Here is a 19,633-nt window from a genome sequence, read left to right as displayed (position 1 = left end):
CCCCAAATTAACAACCAAAAACAATAGCTATGATACTAGAAGCAGCAATAGGCGACGCATACGGTGCAGGTTTTGAATTTCGAGATTTAGATTTTATTTCTCAAAACAACGATCTGACTCAATATCATAAACACGGACTTTACACTGAAATTTACAAAAGATATACAGACGATACGCAAATGGCAATTGCAATTTCAGAATTGTTATTAGAAGATGACAATTGGAACGAGGTAAAAGTTGCCGATAAGTTTGTCGAAGTATTTCACAGAGATAAAAGACGAGGATATTCAGACCGGGTTTACAATGCCTTAGATGCCAGTAAAAATGGAGCTGATTTCATCAAAATAATCAATAACGGAAGTAACGGAAACGGCTCAGCTATGAGAGCCTATTCTATTGGCTACTTAAAAAATATAGAGCAATTGATGGAGTTCTGCGAAATTCAGGCAAAAACTTCTCATCTTACGGTTGAAGGAATAAGTTGTGCGAAACGTATTGCTTTGGCAGTTCATTATTTTAAGTATAATTTGGGTGATGGATCGACTTTGATTGAGTTTCTAAATGAAACTTTAAAAGAAAATGAGAATTATAGAATCACTTCGCCAATTGATATGCACGGATATCCAACCACGCAAGCGGTTATAAAAATCGTTTCTGAAGCAACATCAATGAAAGATTGTTTAAAAACAAGCATCGGTTATGGTGGAGATACAGATACTGTTGCCGCTTTGTGCATGGCGATTTTGAGTCACAAACAAAATTGCGAGAAAGTGCTGCCTTCGTTTTTGTATGAAGAGTTAGAAAACGATAAGTTTGGGAAAGACTTTTTGACTAAATTAGATTTGGACCTATTGAATAAGTTTAAGTAATTAAGCCAATATATGAAACGAACATTAGTTTTTGGGGATATTCACGGCGGTTTAAAAGCTTTAATTCAATTACTTGAAAAAGTTGCCGTAGAAGAAAATGACAGACTTATTTTTCTTGGAGATTATGTTGATGGCTGGAGTGAATCTGCACAAGTTGTTGGTTTTTTGATCGAGTTATCTCAAAAACGAGAATGCATTTTTATACGCGGAAATCATGATGTTTGGTGCCATGAATGGTTGAAAAAAGATGTTGTAAATGATATTTGGTATCTGCATGGCGGAAAATCAACTATAGAAAGTTATCAGAACATTGATTCTTTGGAAAAAGAGAAACATCTTGAATTTTTTGCAAATATGAAAGATTATTTTGTAGATGAGCATAATAATTTGTTTATTCACGCTGGTTTTTCATCGATGCATGGTCCGGAAAAAGAACATTACGTAAGCAATTTTTCCTGGGACAGAACACTTTGGGAAATGGCTTTAACGATGGATAAGAGAATTCAAAAAGATTCGCTTTCTTATCCTAAAAGATTATTGCTTTATAATGAAATTTATATCGGCCATACGCCAACACTTCATTATAATATTGAAATTCCAATGCAAGGTTGTAATGTCTGGAATATTGATACTGGCGCAGGTTTTTATGGAAAATTAAGTTGTATTGATATAGAAACAAAAGTATTTTGGCAAAGCGATGTTGTGCAGACATTTTATATAAATGAAAAAGGAAGAAATAAGTAGTTTTGAAATAGGATTGAGGACAAAGAATAATTACACAAAGACACGCGAAGAGAAAACACAAAACAGCACAAAGAAAATTAAAACTTTGCGAGTCTCTGTGATAAACTTTGTGAATCTCTGTGAAACCCAAAATTTACGAGAATTTAAATAACTAAAATATATGAACCCACTATTATTAACAGACGGTTACAAAGTTGACCACAGAAGACAATACCCGGATAAAACAACATTAGTATATTCTAACTGGACACCAAGAAAATCAAGAATTGAAGGTCTTGATGAGGTGGTGTTTTTTGGATTACAATATTTCATTAAAAAATATATTATTCACGATTTTGATGCTGATTTTTTCAAACAGCCAAAAGAAGAAGTCGTTAAAAAATACGCACGCCGAATCAATAATTATTTGGGCGAAAACCAGGTTGGAACAAAACATATCGAAGATTTACACGATTTAGGATATATTCCGATGGTTTTTAAAGCCTTGCCGGAAGGATCAAGTGTGCCTTTGAGAGTGCCAATGTTTACGATGTACAATACGATTCCGGAATTTTTCTGGCTGACAAATTATTTCGAAACGTTACTTTCTGCGGTAATCTGGCTTCCTTGTAACTCTGCTACAATTGCCAAAGAATACAGAAAAGTATTAGACAAATACGCTGACGAAACTTCTTCTGTTCCTGAATTTGTAGATTGGCAGGCACACGATTTCTCTATGAGAGGTATGGGCGGAATCGAAGCGGCGATAACTTCTGCAGCCGGTCACTTATTGAGTTTTACAGGATCAGATACTATTCCTGTAATTGATTTCTTCGAAGATTATTACAATGCCAATTCAGATAAAGAATTAATCGCAGGTTCAGTGGCAGCAACAGAGCATTCTGTAATGTGTATGGGAACTACTGAAGGCGAGTGCGAAACGTTTAAAAGATTAGTGACTGAGGTTTATCCAAAAGGAATTGTTTCTATCGTTTCTGATACTTGGGATTTATGGAAAGTGCTAACCGATTATTTACCTCGTTTAAAAGAAGATATTATTGCCAGAGAAGGTAAAGTAGTGATTCGACCAGATAGTGGAGATCCGGTTGATATTATCTGCGGAAATCCGAACGGAAAAACAGAACAAGAAAAGAAAGGAGTAATTGAACTGCTTTGGGATGTTTTTGGAGGAACAACCAATGCAAAAGGATATAAAGAGCTTATTCCGCAAATTGGAGCTATTTACGGCGATAGTATTACGGTAGCAAGAGCAACTCAAATTGCAGAAAGATTAAAAGAAAAAGGATTTGCCTCTACAAACGTTGTTTTAGGAATTGGTTCTTTTACCTATCAATATAACACCAGAGATACTTTCGGTTTTGCCATGAAAGCAACTTACGGTGAAGTTGACGGAGAAGGAAGAGCTATCTTCAAAAATCCAATTACTGATGACGGGACTAAAAAATCGGCTAAAGGATTAATGAAAATTGATTTAGTTGATGGTGTGTACCAATTAACCGATAATGTTTCGTGGGAAGAAGAAAAACAAGGCGAATTGAAAGAAGTTTTCAGAGATGGAAAACTTTTAGTAGATCAGTCTTTGAGTGATATTAGAGCGAGGGTAAAAAGTGCCGTTAATGTTGAAGCATAAAAAAGTTTAATTATGATTTAGAATAATCCCAAAGGGACGACATATTTATAGGATTTTAGAGATTGCGAGAAGTAAACCCCATCGGGGTGATATATTTGGTTACCAAAATGTCGCTCCGATGGAGCTCTGGATCGAACGCTTATTGTTGGCTATAAATATTGAGCTCCGCTGGAGCTATTCAATATTAAAAACGAAAGCCTGAATTTTTATAATTCAGGCTTTTTTTGTACACCAGTTTGTCATTTCGAGGGACGATAAATCTTCGCAAGTAACTCGACAAAGATTGGCGATTTTGCATGTGTAGAATGGATTGAAATCCATCCCTACAATATAATCCGTTCCTCCCGAACTCTTTATGAAATTCCAAAGGAATGATTTATTTTGTAGCAAGGGATTTTAATCCCTTGAGCGCACAGTAACCCCAACATTGTCATTCCGAGGCACGAGGAATCTCCGCGAGAAGCTCGACAAGGATTGATTCTCGTTACGGAGTTACTTGCGGAGATTTCTCCTTACGTCAAAATGACAAGATTACGAGAGATAATGAACTTTAAAATAAAAAAGCTGTCTGATTATTTCCAGACAGCTTTTTTTACTTCTTATAAAAATTATTATGATCTATATATTCCCAAACTTTTGGCGGTAAAAGCGGCTGAATATTTTTTCCTTCTTTAATGCTGTTTCGAATAAAAGTAGAAGAAATCTCTACAATTGGCGCATCGATAACATGCACTTTTGGATGCGATTTTAGTTCAGTATTTTCAGGTTCTTCAGAAATTCTCGGATAAACATAAATATCATAATGTTCCAGAATCACTTCATAGTTTTTCCATTTATGAAGCGTTTTTAGATTGTCTTCACCCATTATTAGAGAAAATTCATGAGTTGGATATTTTTCCTGCAAATGAACCAACGTATTTACCGTATAATTCGGCTGAGGTAATTTGAACTCAATATCCGAAGGTTTAATTTTTGGATAATCTTCTGTGGCCAGAAAAACCATTTGCAAACGCTGATGATCGTCTAATAAAGTTGCTTTCTTTTTTAACGGATTATGAGGCGTAACGACCATCCAAATCTGATCTAAATCGGCAAACTCAGCCATGTGATTGGCAATAATCATATGACCAACATGAATGGGATTATATGTTCCGAAATAAAGACCTATTTTCATTTTTAGAGTACTTAGTTATTAGTCCTTAGTCTTTAAGGTTTTTAGAAAAGGCATTTATCATTTTGCTTTCTTCTTCAATCAAAAACATAATCTCGTTAAATAGATTATCATCAGAAATAAATTCTAATTCTTTTGCAATAATTAATTGTGTTTCTATTTCATTCAGAGACCCTCTGGAAATATTCAAAAAATGGTTAAATGATTTATCGGTTTGGCGTCCAAAACCTTCTGCTATATTTGAAGGAATGGATACGCTCGCCCTTTTTAATTGACTTGTTAAGGCGTAAATTTCTTCTTTAGGAAAGCTCTTTGTGAGTTTATAAACCAGAACAACTATTTTGATTCCTTTTTGCCAAATGAATAACTCTTTGTACGATTTAATACCACTCATGTAAATCTTAATTTAATTTCCTCACAGACTAAGGACTAACAACTAACGACTAATTACTATTTGGAAACAAAAGCTTTCACTAACTGATAAGCTTCTTCTTTCGCAGTATCTAAATCGTAATTTTTAATGATTGTATCAAATTGTGGAGCTGTTGCCAATTCAACCGAAGCTTTTGCAATACGCATGTTGATTTTGTCGTCACTTTCGGTAGAACGCTCTTTCAATCTACGTTTTAGTTCGTCAACACTTGGTGGTTTTACAAAAACGGCTAAGGTTTGTTCCGGGAATTTGTGTTTAATACGCAATCCGCCGGCAACATCAATATCAAAAATCACATTTTTTCCTAAAGCCCAAATACGCTCAATTTCCGCTTTTAAAGTACCGTAAAAATTATCGCGATATACTTCTTCCCATTCCAGGAAGTTTTCGGCTTTAATGTGTTTTTTGAATTCTTCCAGCGAAATAAAATAATAATCTTTTCCGTGTTCTTCTTCTCCGCGAGGGTCGCGTGAAGCCGCTGAGATCGAAAATTCTAAATTTAAATCCTCTTTCCCGAGTAAATGTTTTACTATAGTTGTTTTTCCTGATCCAGATGGTGCTGAAAAAACAATTAATTTTCCTTTGTTCATTAATTTATGCTTTAGGCTTTAATTTATGCTTTAAGCTTTAGGCTGTACGCTTTAAGCTTTAGTTTGCTGTGTTTTTTGCTTATAGCCTATAGCTTAAAGCCTACAGCTTTTACAACACATTCAAAACCTGTTCCTTAATCTTCTCCAATTCATCTTTCATCATCACAACCAATTTTTGCATTTGAGCGTGATTTGATTTTGAACCCATTGTATTAATCTCACGACCCATTTCCTGAGTAATAAAGCCTAATTTTCTACCATTTGCTTCTTTACCTTTTATAGTTTCTAAGAAATAATCTAAATGGTTCGTTAAACGAACTTTTTCTTCTGTAATATCCAGTTTTTCTAAATAGTAAATCAATTCTTGTTCAAAACGATTTTCATCAACATTAACTTTCAATTCTGAGATGGCAGTTTGCAAACGGTCTTTTATTGCCTGAACGCGTTCCGGATCAAGCTCTAAAGCATCTGTCATATATTGACGAATATTTCCAATTCTTAGGTTGAATTCTTTTTCAAGAGATTCACCTTCGTCTTTTCTAAAAGTTAGGATATTTTGCAGCGCTTCTTCGATAATAACCTGAATTTGTTCCCAGTCGTTTTCGTCGATTTCTTCGCGCTCGGTTTTTAAGGTGTCCGGCATACGAATCGCCATTTTCATTAATTCCGTTTCATCTGCAGCAGGATATACTTCTCTTAGTTGAGCGATATAATTTTTAACAACAGGAACGTTTACTTTTGTCGAAGTTTGTTCAGCAGTACTTTCGATATAGATTGCAAAATCAATTTTTCCTCTTTCAAGTTTGGTAGAAATCTGAGTTCTTAAACCTAGTTCCATTTCGCGGTAAAGCGAGGGCATTCTTACGTTTAAATCTAAACCTTTACTATTTAAGGATTTTACTTCGACGGTAATTTTTTTTGTAGGCAATTGCAAAGAAGCTTTGCCAAACCCTGTCATAGATTGTATCATATAATTGAGTATAAAGGCGCAAAGATAAATAAAACTTTGCAGTCTTGGGTTTTAATTCGTTAATCTGTTAAAACAGTTTGTTTGCTACGAATCTCACGAATTTTCACTAATTACTATTGTTTAAATCTTTGCGAATTAGCAAAAATGAATTTATTGATTTTTTCGATTAATTAAAAATTTTAATTCGTGTAAATTCGTGGCTAACTTTTTAGAGCTAAGATTGTTTTTTGGGCGTTCCCTTCGGTCGGGCTATCCGCTCCCAATCTTTTTTTGAGCAGAAAAAGCTCAAAAAAAGGATTTCCGCTTCTATCCCTAACGCAACCCCGAATTCTTACAAATTTTAGAGTTATTATTTTTCTAAAGCCTTCATTACCTGTAATGTCACAGGTTGTGTATTGCCAATATAAATTTTTTCATCAATAATAAAAACCGGACGGCTGATAAAAGTATAATGTTCCAGAATGTATTTTTTAAAATCAGCTTCAGTCAAATTCTTGTTTTTCAAATCCATCGATTTGTATAACTGTGCTTTTTTGCTGAATAAAGCCTCGTAGCTTCCCGCAAGTTGATACATTTCTTCCAGTTCAGCTTCTGTAATCGGATTTTGTTTAATATCGTGAAAAACCAGATTATTGTCTTTTGGTAAACTTTTAATGATTTTTCGGCACGTATCGCAAGAAGCTAAGTAATATATTTTGTTCATGATTTCTGATTTATTAGAATACAAAGAAAATCCATTTGAAATATAAAAATGACTAATTTTATAAAAAAAATATAAATATGAGTTCAGTTTTTAAAGTACAGAAAACCATTCGCGAAATTCTCCTGAAGATTTTGGATAATCATTCATTGGAACAATTAAATAAAATTCCGGCAGGATATAGTAATAATTTAATTTGGAATGTGGCGCATTGTATTTCTTCACAACAAGTTTTAGTCTATAAATTATCAGGTTTGCCAACGCTGGTTTCTGATGAATTCATTGATAAATATAAAAAAGGAACAAAACCAGAAGGTGACGTATCACAATCAGAAGTTGATGAAATCAGAGCATTACTTTTTTCAACTTTAGATAAAACTGAAAAAGATGTTAAGGATGGCATTTTTCAAAACTATACGACCTATATGACAAGTATGGGTTTTGAACTCACAAATGTTCAGGACGCATTAGACTTTGTGAATTACCATGAAGGAATTCATACCGGAATCATAATGAGTATTCGAAAGTTTGTCTAAATAAAAAAAGTCCCATAATTGGGACTTTTTTATTATTCTATTATTCTTTCTATTGTCACTTTCATTGCACCTGCACCTTTGCTTTTTGTTATTTCCATAAAAGCTCTTTTTGAGAGGTCTAATTCACGTGTTTTTACAAACGGACCACGATCGGTAATTTTTACAATTACAAATTTCCCGTTTGCTTCATTGGTTACTTTTATTCTGGTACCAAATGGAAGTTTTTTATGGGCCGCAGTGTATTTGTTATTGTCAAACCTGCTTCCGTTTGCTGTTTTTCTTCCGGTAAATTTATCAGCGTAATAAGAAGCGTGTGCATTTTTTTTGTAAGGTTTTAATTTTAAACCATTGTCGGTAAATATAGAATCACTTTCTAACGGCGGGACCGATAATTTTCCAATTTTTACTGTGTCCTGAATAATTTTAGGAGGTTCTACCGCTGTTTTGTTTTGACTCGTTATAGTAGTAAAACAACTTAAAAATGTAACTGCAAATAGAGAGAGGGTAATGTTTTTTTTAATTCTCATGGGTTATTGTTTTTCAGACTTGGGGACTTTGTACAAATAATATGCCGAGATAAAAAAAGCCCTAATTTTAGGGCTTTAGTTGATGGTTTTTAAAACCACAGATTCCAGGGGATTCTACTTAAAATAAGCAATAATCCTAAACCGTAAAAAATAGCAAATGTTTTAAATTTTGCTTCGCTATTAATTAGTTTTTTATGTTTAGACCATCCAATTGTGATTAGAATGATAGCTATAATATTAATTAGAGGATGTTCTAATGAAGTTAATCGAAGTTCTGCGTTAGACATTTGTCCGAAAGCAGCTTTTCCCAAAGGAGACACAAAATAAAGGATCAAACCGATTAATAATTGAGTATGAGTTCCAATTAAAGCAAATAAGGCAATTTTGCGATCTTTACCAGTAAATTCTTTTTTTGAAGTTAATCCGATGATAGCATTTACAACGGCAATTAATAAAAGAAGCAAAGCTAAATATGCCCAGCCAGAGTGAAATTTTTGTAGAAAATAATACATAAATTGTTTTTTTGATTGAAACAAATATAACAAAAAAGGGTATAAAAAAACGGCATTGAACTTAAAAGTCAATGCCGTTTTTGATATTTATTTAGATTCTAAATATTAGAAATCGTAACGTAAGCTAAAGTTCCAAGTTCTACCGAAACCGAAGAATACTGCGTTATTAGTTGCAATTCCTCTGTAAACTAAACCATTTGAAGCATAAGTTCCATTTGATCCGGCTGGCTGACCAGCTGCAACAGGAAGATTATCACTAGCAAAATTGTTTGTTTTTGATTCAGCAATATAAACCGTGTCAAACAAGTTGTTTACGTTTAGTCTAAAGTTAACAGAGTTTGCTTTTGTTCTTCCAACTAACCATTTGTATGAAATACCTGCATCTACTAATCCATAAGAAGGTAACTCTAAAGCTCCTTTATTATCAGCAGCCGTAAAACTGTTTGGATTTAAGAAAGCATATAATTTTTCATTATAGTTATAAGTTGCATCAACGTTCAATCTTGTAAGCACTTCATATGTAGCACCTAAAGAAGCTGTTAATTGTGCAGCGTCACCAACTTTTACTTTGTCAAGATATAATAATGCGCTTTCAACTACATTATTTTGGTTGTCATAAGTAGTAGCGTTTGCTTCTCCTTCATATTCCCAATCTCCCATAGAGAACATTGCGTTAATTTTTAACTTGTCCATAACTCTTGCAGTACCTTCAAGTTCAATACCTGTATGCACTTCTGTAATTCCAGTATAGTCAAAATAACCTCCAGTATTTGTTGTTCTTGTATCGGTGATTCTTAAGTTTCTATCTTTCCAAGATGTACGGTAAACGTTAACATTTGCATTAAAGATACCTGAACGGAATCCGTATCCTGCCTCAAGACCTAATATTTTTTCATTTGTCAAAAGTGGGTTAACAATTGAAGCATTTCCTGGATAAACTGCGTTAAAGAAAGGTTGTTTAGAATAGTAACCTGCGTTAACGAATACATTGTGGTGTTCGTTAATGTTGTAGTTAGCTCCTCCTTTTACGTTTCCTCCCAGGATGTTTTCGTAATCTGTACTAGATAATGGATCAGAAGATGCATATTTAAAATAATCTACTCTTTTGAAACCTTGTTGAGAAATAGCTCCCTGAATAAATGCAGTCAAATTATCATTAGAATATTCTAATTGTGTAAATGCACCATACCAGTTTACATCACCATCATTGTTGAAGTTAATTTTTTCCTCTCCACTTGTACTTTTGAAAGGATTCCAAGAAGGATAAACAGAATTTGTTTGAGTTAAAACTCTATTAGGGCTGTTAACATTAAAATTATCTAAATAATTGTCAGCTCCTAAAAGGTTGTTGATGTTTTGGTAGTGAAGACCTTTGTATCCTCTAACATCAATACCAGCATCTAAAGTAAAGTATTGTCCTAGTTTTTTATCTAAATTGATAATTGCACCATACCAGTTATGAGAGTTGATTGATGAAATTTGAGAAATACCAGCTCCAGTTCCTGCTGAACTTGACGTATTTTGATACTGACCAGCAGCATTTGGTGTACGTGTAATTGGTGTTGTTGCACCAGCAAGAGTTACTGGTTGACCAGAGTTGTATGCTACGATTTTGTCATAATCAACTAATCCGTCTGCAGTTCTTAATTTAGCGTTAGCGTAGTTACTTCCTTGAATTCCACCAGTACCATTAGTTCCACCACCACGTCCGAAAGAAGCGTATGCGATAGTTGATAATTTAGTAGTTTCGTTAATTTTGTAATCCCAGTTAAGAGAAGCTACCGGTTTGTGGTAGTAATTTCTTCTAATATTAAATTCTTTTCCGTTTAAAAGACCCCAATCAGAGTTGTATTTAATATTTGGATCAGTAGGAGTTCCGTATTTTTGGTACGTTTCTAAAGTAATATTACTTGTTCTTTGGTTGTGCCATTGAGGTGCACCAGTAAAAGTAAATTGAAAGTCGTGTTTGTTATCTTTAGTAGCATAACCAAGACCAATGTAGTAATTATCTCCATTAAATTTTGTTCCGTCTACATAACCGTCACCTTGAGTATGGCTGTATAAAACAGATGCAGAAAGACCACTGCTTAATTTTCCTGTAGAATAAGAAACTTGTGATTTGATATAGTTATCATTTCCAAATGAAGTTGAAACAGATCCTCCTTCTTTTAAATCAGAAGCTTTTGTCAAAATGTTAATTGTTCCTCCAACAGAAGCAATTGCTAATTTTGAAGATCCTAAACCTCTTTGAACCTGCATTGCAGAAGTTACATCAGATAAACCTGCCCAGTTACTCCAGTATACAGTTCCACCTTCCATGTCATTAACTGGCATACCGTTAATCATAACCGCGATATTTTTTTGGTCAAAACCACGAATGCTTATTCTTGAGTCTCCAAATCCACCACCTGCTTTTGTAGTATACACAGAAGGAGTATTTTTAAGAATTTCAGGAAATTCCTGAGAACCTAATTTCTCTTGAATTTCAGCTGCTTTAATAGTTGAAACCGCAACAGGAGTTTTTCTGTCTTTTGCGATATCTACTGTGCTACTTTTAACAACAATCTCGCTTAATTCATTTGAATTTGCGCTTAAAGTAATAACACCTAAGTTAACAGTTCCTCCATTTGCAACAGTAAAAGAAATTGTTTTTGATTCATATCCAAGATAAGAAACAACAACTTGTCCAGATGTAGCTGAAGTTGTAATCGTAAATTTACCATCAAAATCACTTGAACCAGCGTCTGAAGATCCTTTAACTGCTGCATTTGCACCAGGTAAAGAAAGAGCACCATCGGTAATAGTACCCGTAATTTTGTTTTGAGAAAATGCGGTTGAAACTATCATGAACAATAGTCCCGTGAGTAACCAATTTTTCATTGTCTTCATTTGTTTATTTAGTTTATTGTTTTTGGCAAAATTATAACATTAAAATCAGATAATGTTATCAAAATGTTAAGAAAGGGTAGATTTGTTTAATCTGTTGCACATTAAAATGATTTTTTCTTTTTGTGTTACTTAAAATCAGTTTTTTTTGAATTTAATGCCGTGTTTTTTGTTAAAATGATAATAATACACTCTAACTTGTAGTGTTTAACTTTCAAAAATATCTGTTTTCTTTGTTAAATGATATGATTTATACGAAAAAACGCCTTAATTTTGTTAAATTAAGGCGTTTCAAATTTGCTATGTAATTTTTAAGTTAATTTATTACTTAAAAAATGATTTAGTAAAAACGTAGTTGAGCTATCGTGATTTTTTACTGTTTTAGTATTTATTTCTTCTAAAATAGAATTTGCTAATTGTTTTCCTAATTCTACTCCCCATTGATCAAAACTAAAGATATTCCAAATAACTCCCTGAACAAAAATTTTATGTTCGTAAAGTGCAATTAATGAACCTAAAGATTGTGGAGTTAGTTTTTGAATTAAGATAGTATTTGTTGGTTTGTTTCCGGTAAAAACTTTAAATGGCAATAAATAAGAAGCTTTTTCTGCAGCAAGGCCTTGTTTGTCAAATTCTGCCTGAACTTGTTCTGCTGTTTTTCCGTTCATCAAAGCTTCGGTTTGAGCAAAAAAGTTTGACATTAACTTGTCGTGATGATCTTCGTTTCCGTATAATGGTTTTACGAATCCAATAAAATCAGTTGGGATTAATTTTGTTCCCTGATGAATCAATTGGAAAAAAGCATGTTGAGAATTTGTTCCCGGCTCTCCCCAAATAATTGTTCCCGTTTGGTAGTTTACAGGTTTTCCGTCACGTCCAACACTTTTTCCATTACTTTCCATTGTTGCTTGTTGAAGGTATGGAGCTAATTTTTGTAAATATTGTGTGTACGGAATCAAAGCTTCACTTTCGGCACCAAAAAAATTATTATACCAAACGCTTAATAAAGCCAAAGTTACAGGAATGTTCTGGTCAAATTCTGCAGTTTTGAAATGTTCATCCATTTCATTGGCTCCCTTCAATAAATCATTGTAATTGTCAAAACCAATTGCCAAAGCGATGCTTAAACCTACAGCGCTCCACAAAGAAAATCTTCCTCCAACCCAATCCCACATCGGGAAAACATTATCAGGATTAATTCCAAATTCTGTTACTTTTTGAATGTTTGTAGAAACCGCCACAAAATGTTTTGCAATATCTTCTTTCTTAGCCGATTTTAAGAACCATTCTTTTATAGTTTCAGAATTTGATAAAGTTTCCTGAGTTGTAAAAGTTTTCGATACAATCAGAAAAAGAGTTGTTTCCGGGTTCAGTTTTTTAATAACTTCATTAACGTGATCGCCATCAACATTCGAAACAAAATGAACATTCAAATGGTTTTTGTAAAACTGTAAAGCTTCAACAGCCATAACCGGACCAAGATCAGAACCTCCAATACCAATATTTACAATGTCAGTAAACGCTTTTCCGGTAAAACCTTTTCTTTCTCCCGAAATAACTTCGTTTGTAAATTTCTTGATTTTATTTTTTACCTCGTAAACTTCAGGAATTACATTTTCGCCATCAACTTTAATCGTTGCCGATTCCGGAGCACGTAAAGCTGTGTGTAAAACTGCTCTGTTTTCGGTTTGATTGATGATTTCTCCGCCAAAATAATCAGCAATCGCATTTTTTAATCCAATTGAATTGGCCAATTCTAACAAAAGCGAAATGGTTTCCTGATTGATATTGTTTTTAGAATAATCAACTAAAAAGTCATTCCATTGTAAATTGAATTTTTCAACGCGGGCATTATCCTGTTGAAACAATTCTTGTATCGTAGTTGCTTGAATCGCATTATAGTGGTTTTGCAGATTTTTCCACGCTTCAGTCCCGGTTGGGTTTGTTGTGTTTAAAGCCATTTTTGTTTGTATTGAAAGTTTGTTTATTGAAACACAAAAATACTGAAATTACTTTTAATAGCTTAAAGCTTCATAATTATATAACAATTAGTTACGAAAACGTTTTTCTTAAGAATTGCTATTTCGATTAAAGTTTTTTCCAGACGACTTTTGCCGTAACCGATTTTCCGCCTTGGGTTGTATTAACAACTATATATTCTAATTGACCGTTATTGTATTTGTAAGATCGTTTTTGCTCTGTTTGTTCCCAATTCGGGAAAGAAGCAGTTTCAATTTTAAAAGTAATAGTTTTCGTAGATTCATCGATTTCATATTTGCCAAAATGCGAATTGCTTCCTTGTACAATCGCTGCATTTTCTTCAGGAGTGCATTTGTTTTTATCTCCCGAGATTATTTTAAGCCTTTCATTTTTGTAAATTTGAACAGCATAGTTTCCTTTGTCGTCAAGAAATAATAACCCTTTTGGATTTGTTTCGTATGGGAATGTTCTAGTTCCATCAGCATTTGTGTTTTCAACAGAAATCAATTTCCACGTGCCAATGAATGTTTTTTCGATTTTTTGGGCAAAAGTAATATTGGCGATAAATAATACTATTGCAACCGTTTTTAGTTTTTTCATCTTAAAATGATTAATAGTTTACTTTAATAATTTCTCCGTTTACAGTACTTTCGACGCTTTTAAAATAAGCATTTGTTAATTCATGAATCGGAATATCTGCAACTTTTGCCGGACTTATAGCATTGATGCGAATTCCTCTTTCAAGTTCTAAAGAAGCGGCGAGAATAAAACTGTTTATTCCGCCATTAACAATTGCTTTTGCCGAATTGTTTTTTACCGGTTTATCTCCCATTTTTCCAGAAGTTAAAGTAAAAGAGCCGTTGTCATTTAGATATTTCTGTCCGATTAAGACAAGATTTATTTGCCCCAATAATTTATTCTGAATGCCAATGTTTAATTTTTCTTCGTCAAGCGAAAGTAATTCTCCCGTGTAACAATCGCCGGCAACACAAATGCAGGCATCAATTTTTCCGATTTGCTGAAATAATTTCTCAATCGAATTTACATCTCTAATATTTACATTAAAATCTCCGCTTGTTCTTCCGGCAGAAATAATTTCGTGTTTTTTAGCAAACTCAGGTTTTAGTATTTTACCAATTTCACCATTTGCTCCAATTAAAAGTATTTTCATTTTTTACGAATTTTGTTTGTTATCAGATACAAAATTAGCGGGTTAGCTTTCAATCAAAATTGTACTTATTGGTACTAAAATTGTATTTTAGCATGATGACAAACACAAATTTATATCTCCCTTTTGAAGTCGATGTAAAAGAACTGGAGCAGTTCCCGAAAACAACGCGGAAGAATAATTTTTTTGAATTGATATATGTTGTGAGCGGAACCGGAATTCAGGTTATTAATAATAATCAATTTCAATATCGTGCAGGAAATTTATTTCTTGTTACGCCTCAGGACATACATTCGTTTGAAATTTTAACGCCAACCAAATTTTTCTTTCTTCGTTTTAATGAATATTATATCAAAACAAATTCTCAAAACGGATTGCAGGAAACAGTGCAGCGTATGGAATATATTTTGCAAAACGCAAGTCATCGTCCGGGATGTATCTTAAAAAATAAAGTCGACAAACCCTTGATTGCTTCGCTTATTCAAAGTATTATAAACGAACAAACAAATCAGCAAATTTATCATCAAAAGATAACAGAGCAAATTGTGAATGCTATAATTACAATTGTAGCGAGAAATATTGCCTTAAAATTACCAAAGAATATTAAAGAAGCGACGGGTGAAGTTGTGCTTGAAATACTACATTATATCCAGGAAAATATTTATAATCCGAAACAATTAAAAGCAAATATAATAAGTGAGCATTTTAATATTTCGCTGAATTATCTCGGAAAGTATTTTAAGAAACAAACCGGAGAAACATTACAGGAATATATTTCAAATTATAAATTAAGATTAATCGAAGCGAGACTTTTAAATACTGATATGAGAATAAACGAAATTGCCGACGAACTTCATTTTTCAGACGAAAGTCATTTGAATAAGGTTTTTAGAAAGCATAAAGGAATGAATCCGTCGGAGTTTAGGAAAACATTTTCCAAATAGCTTTTAATCTTAGAATTGAAAGTTTAAAAATCCGCCAATTATACTCTGGATAAAAGACTCAGGATAAATGATATTGGAAAAATAATGATACTAATCAAAAAAATTCTCAGTCCATTTTTTCGGTCTTCAGCATTATAAGAATAAATTCTTTCTCCATTCGGAAGCGTCTTTTTAGATCTCCAAAGAGAATATCCAATAACAATTCCAATTCCGCCGCCTAAAAGTGCAAATATGTATCCGGCAATAATCCAGGGTTTTTGATTTTCTTCCGGTTTAGCTAAGATTTTTAAGCGCTCCTTTTTTAAAGAAGCCAGCATTTCAGGATCGATAGTTTTTCCTCTATCGGTTAAAAGTTTTTGCGCTAGTTTATAATCGAAAACATTCCATTCGTCAGAATTTAAAAGAATTTCATACAGTTCTTCATTCGTGTAACTCAGCAAATAGTAATCTTTATCTATCGTGTCAAGAAGATTTTCGGTGTCTTTTTCAAGAACAGCTTCCGCCTTTTCAAAATCTGATTGATCAATTTTTATTTCATATTGATTTTGTAAAGTACTTCCTGAAAAAGTTACATCAAGAGGAGGAATATTATCTCCTAAAAGGGTCTTAATGTTGTTTTTATTTAATAATAATTCAATTTCTTTGGCCTGATTTAATGTTGGGAAATTTCGGAAAGCAATAAAATTTTCAATCATAGATTTATTATTGATTTTTTAAATAAAAAGTTATTACAAGTTCCCAATACTATCCAATTCTCTTTTTAAAGGTTCCATTTGCTTTAAGAAACGGTTTCTGTCATTTCCTGTTAAAGATTCTCCTGTTGGAAGATTTAATCGAAGTGCATCAACCTGAATTCCGTTTTTCCAGAAACGATAACAAACGTGTGGGCCAGAAGCTAGTCCTGTACTTCCAACTAATCCTATTTTTTGTCCCTGTGTAACTCTTTGTCCGCGTTTTACTAAAATTCTGGACATGTGCAGATATTGAGTAGAGTAGGTGCCGTTGTGTTTTACTTTTACAAAGTTTCCGTTTCCGGCCGTATAACCTGTCGCTTCAACAACTCCGGATGCAGTTGTAGAAATTGGTGTTCCTGTTGGAGCTGCATAATCAGTTCCTTTGTGTGCTTTCCAGGTGTGTTGTACCGGATGAAATCTGTTCATCGTAAAACGTGAAGTGATTCGGCTAAATTTAATTGGAGTTTTTAAGAAGAAGTTTTTCAGTGTTTTTCCTTCATCGTCATAATATTCTACTTTTCCTGAAAGTGTGTCTTTTTCAAACGGAAAAGCATAAATAATTTTTCCTTTATATTCAAAAAATGCCGCTTCAAGTTCTTCAACGCCATCATAAACTTTTCCGTTTATAAAACGTTCAGTAAAAATTAATCCGTAACGATCTCCTTTTTTTAATTTAAAAAAGTCAATAGACCAGGAGAATACTTTAGTGATTCTGCTGGCAAGCGCTGTTTCTACACTTTCGTTTCCTAAAGTCTCAGATAATGAGCTTTTTAAAACACCGCCAATTATTTTACGTTTAAAAGTTACAGGTTTTATTTTTTTATAAGCTTTTGCAATACTATCCCTAACATCAATTACATAATAAGTTAAAGCATCAGGCTGATAAATAAAAACTTCTAAATTGTTGGTTTTATTTTTAGATCGAAGAAGTGTATAAGGTTTGTTGTATCGAATTGTTCTTACATCAAAAGAATCTTTAACCTGCCCGACAATATCATACACTTTTTTGTCACCAATATTTTGACTTTGGAAAATAGATCCAAACGAATCTCCTTTTTTTATAGTATCGTGAAGCACATTAAAGTCAGCGTAATTAAAACCAAATTCTATTTTTTTAGATTTTGGTTTGCTAATTTTAGTTTCTACCTTTTCAGCAGTTTTATTACATGAAAATATGGAAAATAATACTATTATAATTACGAATGCTTTTTTCAAACTTTTAAAATTTTTGAGAAATTAAACAGTGGTTTCATTTCCCCAATTGGACAATTCTTCTTCGGTCCACAATTTAGGAAAAAAGATGCGTCTTTGAAATTTTGGATGCATATATTTTTGCCAATCGCTTCCGCCAGTTGCCTCGCCATTGCCTTTTCCGCTTTCTAGTATGTATTTTCTTGCAGTATTAAGGTGTTGCATTACCCAAGTAATATTTACCGTTTGATCGTAATGACGCATTGCCTTAATTAATTCCTCATTTTGCTGATCTGCCTGGGGCAACTGAGTAAATTTTTGCCAAATGTTTTTTGTTTTGAAAGATGACATTTGACGCAAAAACTGCTCTTTATATTTGTTTTCAAATTCCTGAAGCAAATAAGATTTTTTTCCGGTTTGATAATCTTTTCCTGCGGCCTGCCAATACAAATGTTCGAAAGTGGTTTCAGGATCTGTATTTTCATCAAAACTTTCCTTGTATCTGCGATCTGTCAAATTGATAACATCAGTAGATGCAAATTCGATTAATCTGTATTGAGCACTTTGAAAACCACTTGCCGGAGTCAAAGTATTTCTGAATTTCATGTATTGATCCACTTCCATTCCGTTTTCCATAATACTAAACGAATTCGTAAGCATGTCAAAATAACGTGTGATTCTGGACAATCTTTCGCTAAAAAAATCTACCTGAATGTTTTCTGTATCAGCAATTTGGTCAATTTCCCACAAGATCATTTTAAAAATCAATTCGTTTACCTGATGGTACATGATAAAAACCATTTCGTCAGGAAGCGTAGTACGCTGAATCTGTAAATTTAAAAGTGCATCAGTCTGAATGTAATCCCAATATGTAATTGGTTTTGACCAAAGCAAACCTTCAAGTTGTACATCTGTTTTCTGATTTATAGCTTGAAATTTAAGGTCAATTTCTTTTAAAAGTGATTCAGAATTATCTGTGGTGTTCATTATTTTTTTACTTTAAATGGATTTTTTAATCCTTTATATTCATCAAGATCTGCTTTGAGGGATCCTACTGCAAGATCTGCTTTTATTCTAATCGGAACTTTATTATTGTCGTCTGATATCCAAAGTGTTAAGCTTTCTTTTTCCTTAAAAACTCTTCCTGTTTGTACCAATGGTTTAAAGACCATCGTAGAAACGGTTCCAAATTTAGTTGTAATATCCTGACGACCTACATATTTTAACTTAAATTTTGTGATTTCTTCATCAAAAAACATGTCGATTGTAATTGACTCTCCAGATTTTAGTTTATCAATGTTGGGATGATTTCGCAGGTAATAAAAAGACGAAACAATATCCTGCACATTATCAGTAAGAAGAATTGTTTTTTCGGTTTTTCGTTTGTAATCTTTTACTAAAACTCTATTTTCTCCGTGGTTAAAAATACCTTCCTGATTTTTGGTGTAACCGCCTTCGTCGATTTTTCTAACATAGCGATAGGGTTCACCCGTTTGTCTGTCGAAATAACTTTCGTATAAATCTTCAACTTTAAAGAAAAATTTTGACATTCCGGTGGTATATCCTTTACCCACGGCGTGAAAAACCTTTTTATTATTTATGGTTGCATCTTTAACTTCGAGTGTGGCATAACCGGCATTTACAATTCCATAATGGATTCTGAATTTAAAATATTCACCAGTATCAAAAGCATCTTCTTTTTGGGCGTCGAAACTGAGAACGGTAAGGGCTAATATGATGAGAACTAACTTTTTCATAGTACAATTTTTACATTTCATTATAAAGGTAATTAAATGCAAATTCTATTCCAAATGTACCAAAACAAAAAAACTCAGTCAAAAATGACTGAGTTTTTATGCTATTAACTAACCAAAAAACTATAAATTATGAAATTTATATCAATTCGAAAGGAAACCACCCCTTTCTGATTTGCGAGTGCAAAGGTAGATATAAAGTTCAAAAAACAAATAGCAAAAAGTAAGTTTAACATAACATTTGCATAAAAAGCATCGTTTTACCGAGAATTCTTCGATTTAATGTAAAAATAT

Annotated in this window: 20 protein-coding genes; 5 read left to right on the top strand and 15 right to left on the bottom strand. The window is 33.1% G+C overall.

What is annotated here, in order from left to right; translation table 11 throughout:
- Nucleotides 1-29: 29 nt before the first annotated feature.
- The 3 genes from AC4FQ3_RS10310 (at nt 30) to AC4FQ3_RS10300 (ending at nt 3,243) form a co-directional block, all read left to right on the top strand.
- The gene (locus AC4FQ3_RS10310) at nt 30-869 is read left to right on the top strand and encodes an ADP-ribosylglycohydrolase family protein (RefSeq protein WP_491181788.1); all 840 of its coding nucleotides are present in this window, start codon (nt 30-32) and stop codon (nt 867-869) included.
- A 12-nt stretch (nt 870-881) separates the two neighbouring features.
- Entirely contained in the window at nt 882-1,613 is a 732-nt protein-coding gene (locus AC4FQ3_RS10305; protein ID WP_491181787.1) for a metallophosphoesterase, read from the top strand.
- A gap of 160 nt (nt 1,614-1,773) precedes the next feature.
- A complete protein-coding gene (locus AC4FQ3_RS10300) occupies nt 1,774-3,243 on the top strand; it encodes a nicotinate phosphoribosyltransferase (RefSeq protein WP_491181786.1) in 1,470 nt (489 codons plus the stop codon).
- A gap of 592 nt (nt 3,244-3,835) precedes the next feature.
- Here AC4FQ3_RS10300 and nadD read toward each other — a convergent pair.
- From nadD to AC4FQ3_RS10275, 5 genes are all read right to left on the bottom strand, one after another.
- Entirely contained in the window at nt 3,836-4,417 is a 582-nt protein-coding gene (gene nadD / locus AC4FQ3_RS10295; protein ID WP_463459492.1) for a nicotinate (nicotinamide) nucleotide adenylyltransferase, read from the bottom strand.
- Nucleotides 4,418-4,442: 25 nt separating this feature from the next.
- Nucleotides 4,443-4,808: a four helix bundle protein gene (locus tag AC4FQ3_RS10290; RefSeq protein ID WP_052483496.1), complete on the bottom strand. Its 366-nt coding sequence runs from the start codon at nt 4,806-4,808 to the stop codon at nt 4,443-4,445.
- A 56-nt stretch (nt 4,809-4,864) separates the two neighbouring features.
- A complete protein-coding gene (gmk, locus tag AC4FQ3_RS10285) occupies nt 4,865-5,437 on the bottom strand; it encodes a guanylate kinase (RefSeq protein ID WP_073397451.1) in 573 nt (190 codons plus the stop codon).
- 109 nt (nt 5,438-5,546) lie between these two features.
- Nucleotides 5,547-6,407, bottom strand: a complete 861-nt coding sequence (locus AC4FQ3_RS10280) for a YicC/YloC family endoribonuclease (protein WP_042562914.1) — start codon at nt 6,405-6,407, stop codon at nt 5,547-5,549.
- Nucleotides 6,408-6,756: 349 nt separating this feature from the next.
- On the bottom strand, nt 6,757-7,110 hold the full coding sequence (locus AC4FQ3_RS10275; protein ID WP_302093901.1) for an arsenate reductase family protein: 354 nt from the start codon (nt 7,108-7,110) through the stop codon (nt 6,757-6,759).
- A 77-nt stretch (nt 7,111-7,187) separates the two neighbouring features.
- Between AC4FQ3_RS10275 and AC4FQ3_RS10270 the strand changes: the two genes are divergently transcribed.
- Nucleotides 7,188-7,643, top strand: coding sequence for a DinB family protein (locus tag AC4FQ3_RS10270; RefSeq protein ID WP_491181785.1), 456 nt, complete (start codon nt 7,188-7,190; stop codon nt 7,641-7,643).
- A 32-nt stretch (nt 7,644-7,675) separates the two neighbouring features.
- Here AC4FQ3_RS10270 and AC4FQ3_RS10265 read toward each other — a convergent pair whose 3' ends face one another.
- The 6 genes from AC4FQ3_RS10265 to AC4FQ3_RS10240 all read right to left on the bottom strand — a co-directional run bounded on the left by AC4FQ3_RS10265 (nt 7,676) and on the right by AC4FQ3_RS10240 (nt 14,719).
- Nucleotides 7,676-8,170 (bottom strand): septal ring lytic transglycosylase RlpA family protein, encoded by a 495-nt coding sequence (locus AC4FQ3_RS10265; RefSeq protein WP_073397457.1) that lies wholly within the window; start codon nt 8,168-8,170, stop codon nt 7,676-7,678.
- Nucleotides 8,171-8,259: 89 nt separating this feature from the next.
- Nucleotides 8,260-8,682 carry a hypothetical protein gene (locus AC4FQ3_RS10260; protein WP_042565485.1) on the bottom strand — a complete coding sequence of 141 codons (423 nt, stop codon included), beginning with the start codon at nt 8,680-8,682 and terminating at the stop codon, nt 8,260-8,262.
- Nucleotides 8,683-8,787: 105 nt separating this feature from the next.
- Entirely contained in the window at nt 8,788-11,571 is a 2,784-nt protein-coding gene (locus AC4FQ3_RS10255; protein ID WP_491181784.1) for a TonB-dependent receptor, read from the bottom strand.
- 308 nt (nt 11,572-11,879) lie between these two features.
- Nucleotides 11,880-13,529: a glucose-6-phosphate isomerase gene (gene pgi, locus AC4FQ3_RS10250; RefSeq protein WP_491181783.1), complete on the bottom strand. Its 1,650-nt coding sequence runs from the start codon at nt 13,527-13,529 to the stop codon at nt 11,880-11,882.
- Nucleotides 13,530-13,656: 127 nt separating this feature from the next.
- Complete coding sequence (locus AC4FQ3_RS10245; protein ID WP_491181782.1) at nt 13,657-14,148, bottom strand: lipocalin-like domain-containing protein; 492 nt, start codon at nt 14,146-14,148, stop codon at nt 13,657-13,659.
- A gap of 10 nt (nt 14,149-14,158) precedes the next feature.
- Nucleotides 14,159-14,719: a short chain dehydrogenase gene (locus tag AC4FQ3_RS10240; RefSeq protein WP_491181781.1), complete on the bottom strand. Its 561-nt coding sequence runs from the start codon at nt 14,717-14,719 to the stop codon at nt 14,159-14,161.
- 92 nt (nt 14,720-14,811) lie between these two features.
- Between AC4FQ3_RS10240 and AC4FQ3_RS10235 the strand changes: the two genes are divergently transcribed.
- Nucleotides 14,812-15,660, top strand: a complete 849-nt coding sequence (locus tag AC4FQ3_RS10235) for an AraC family transcriptional regulator (RefSeq protein WP_491181780.1) — start codon at nt 14,812-14,814, stop codon at nt 15,658-15,660.
- A gap of 38 nt (nt 15,661-15,698) precedes the next feature.
- Here AC4FQ3_RS10235 and AC4FQ3_RS10230 read toward each other — a convergent pair whose 3' ends face one another.
- The 4 genes from AC4FQ3_RS10230 to AC4FQ3_RS10215 are packed head-to-tail and all read right to left on the bottom strand — an operon-like array spanning nt 15,699 to nt 19,342.
- Nucleotides 15,699-16,355: a hypothetical protein gene (locus AC4FQ3_RS10230; RefSeq protein ID WP_491181779.1), complete on the bottom strand. Its 657-nt coding sequence runs from the start codon at nt 16,353-16,355 to the stop codon at nt 15,699-15,701.
- Nucleotides 16,356-16,388: 33 nt separating this feature from the next.
- The gene (locus tag AC4FQ3_RS10225) at nt 16,389-17,609 is read right to left on the bottom strand and encodes a peptidoglycan DD-metalloendopeptidase family protein (protein ID WP_491181778.1); all 1,221 of its coding nucleotides are present in this window, start codon (nt 17,607-17,609) and stop codon (nt 16,389-16,391) included.
- Between the two features lie 21 nt (nt 17,610-17,630).
- Nucleotides 17,631-18,572: a tryptophan 2,3-dioxygenase family protein gene (locus tag AC4FQ3_RS10220; RefSeq protein ID WP_491181777.1), complete on the bottom strand. Its 942-nt coding sequence runs from the start codon at nt 18,570-18,572 to the stop codon at nt 17,631-17,633.
- The gene (locus AC4FQ3_RS10215) at nt 18,572-19,342 is read right to left on the bottom strand and encodes a DUF3108 domain-containing protein (protein WP_042565572.1); all 771 of its coding nucleotides are present in this window, start codon (nt 19,340-19,342) and stop codon (nt 18,572-18,574) included. The genes AC4FQ3_RS10220 and AC4FQ3_RS10215 overlap by 1 nt, the downstream gene beginning before the upstream one ends.
- Nucleotides 19,343-19,633 lie beyond the last annotated feature (291 nt).

It is taken from the genome of Flavobacterium sp. AK-345 (assembly GCF_058310175.1).
The sequence above is the reverse complement of the archived record's forward strand: the minus strand, read 5'-3'. Positions and strand labels throughout refer to the sequence as shown.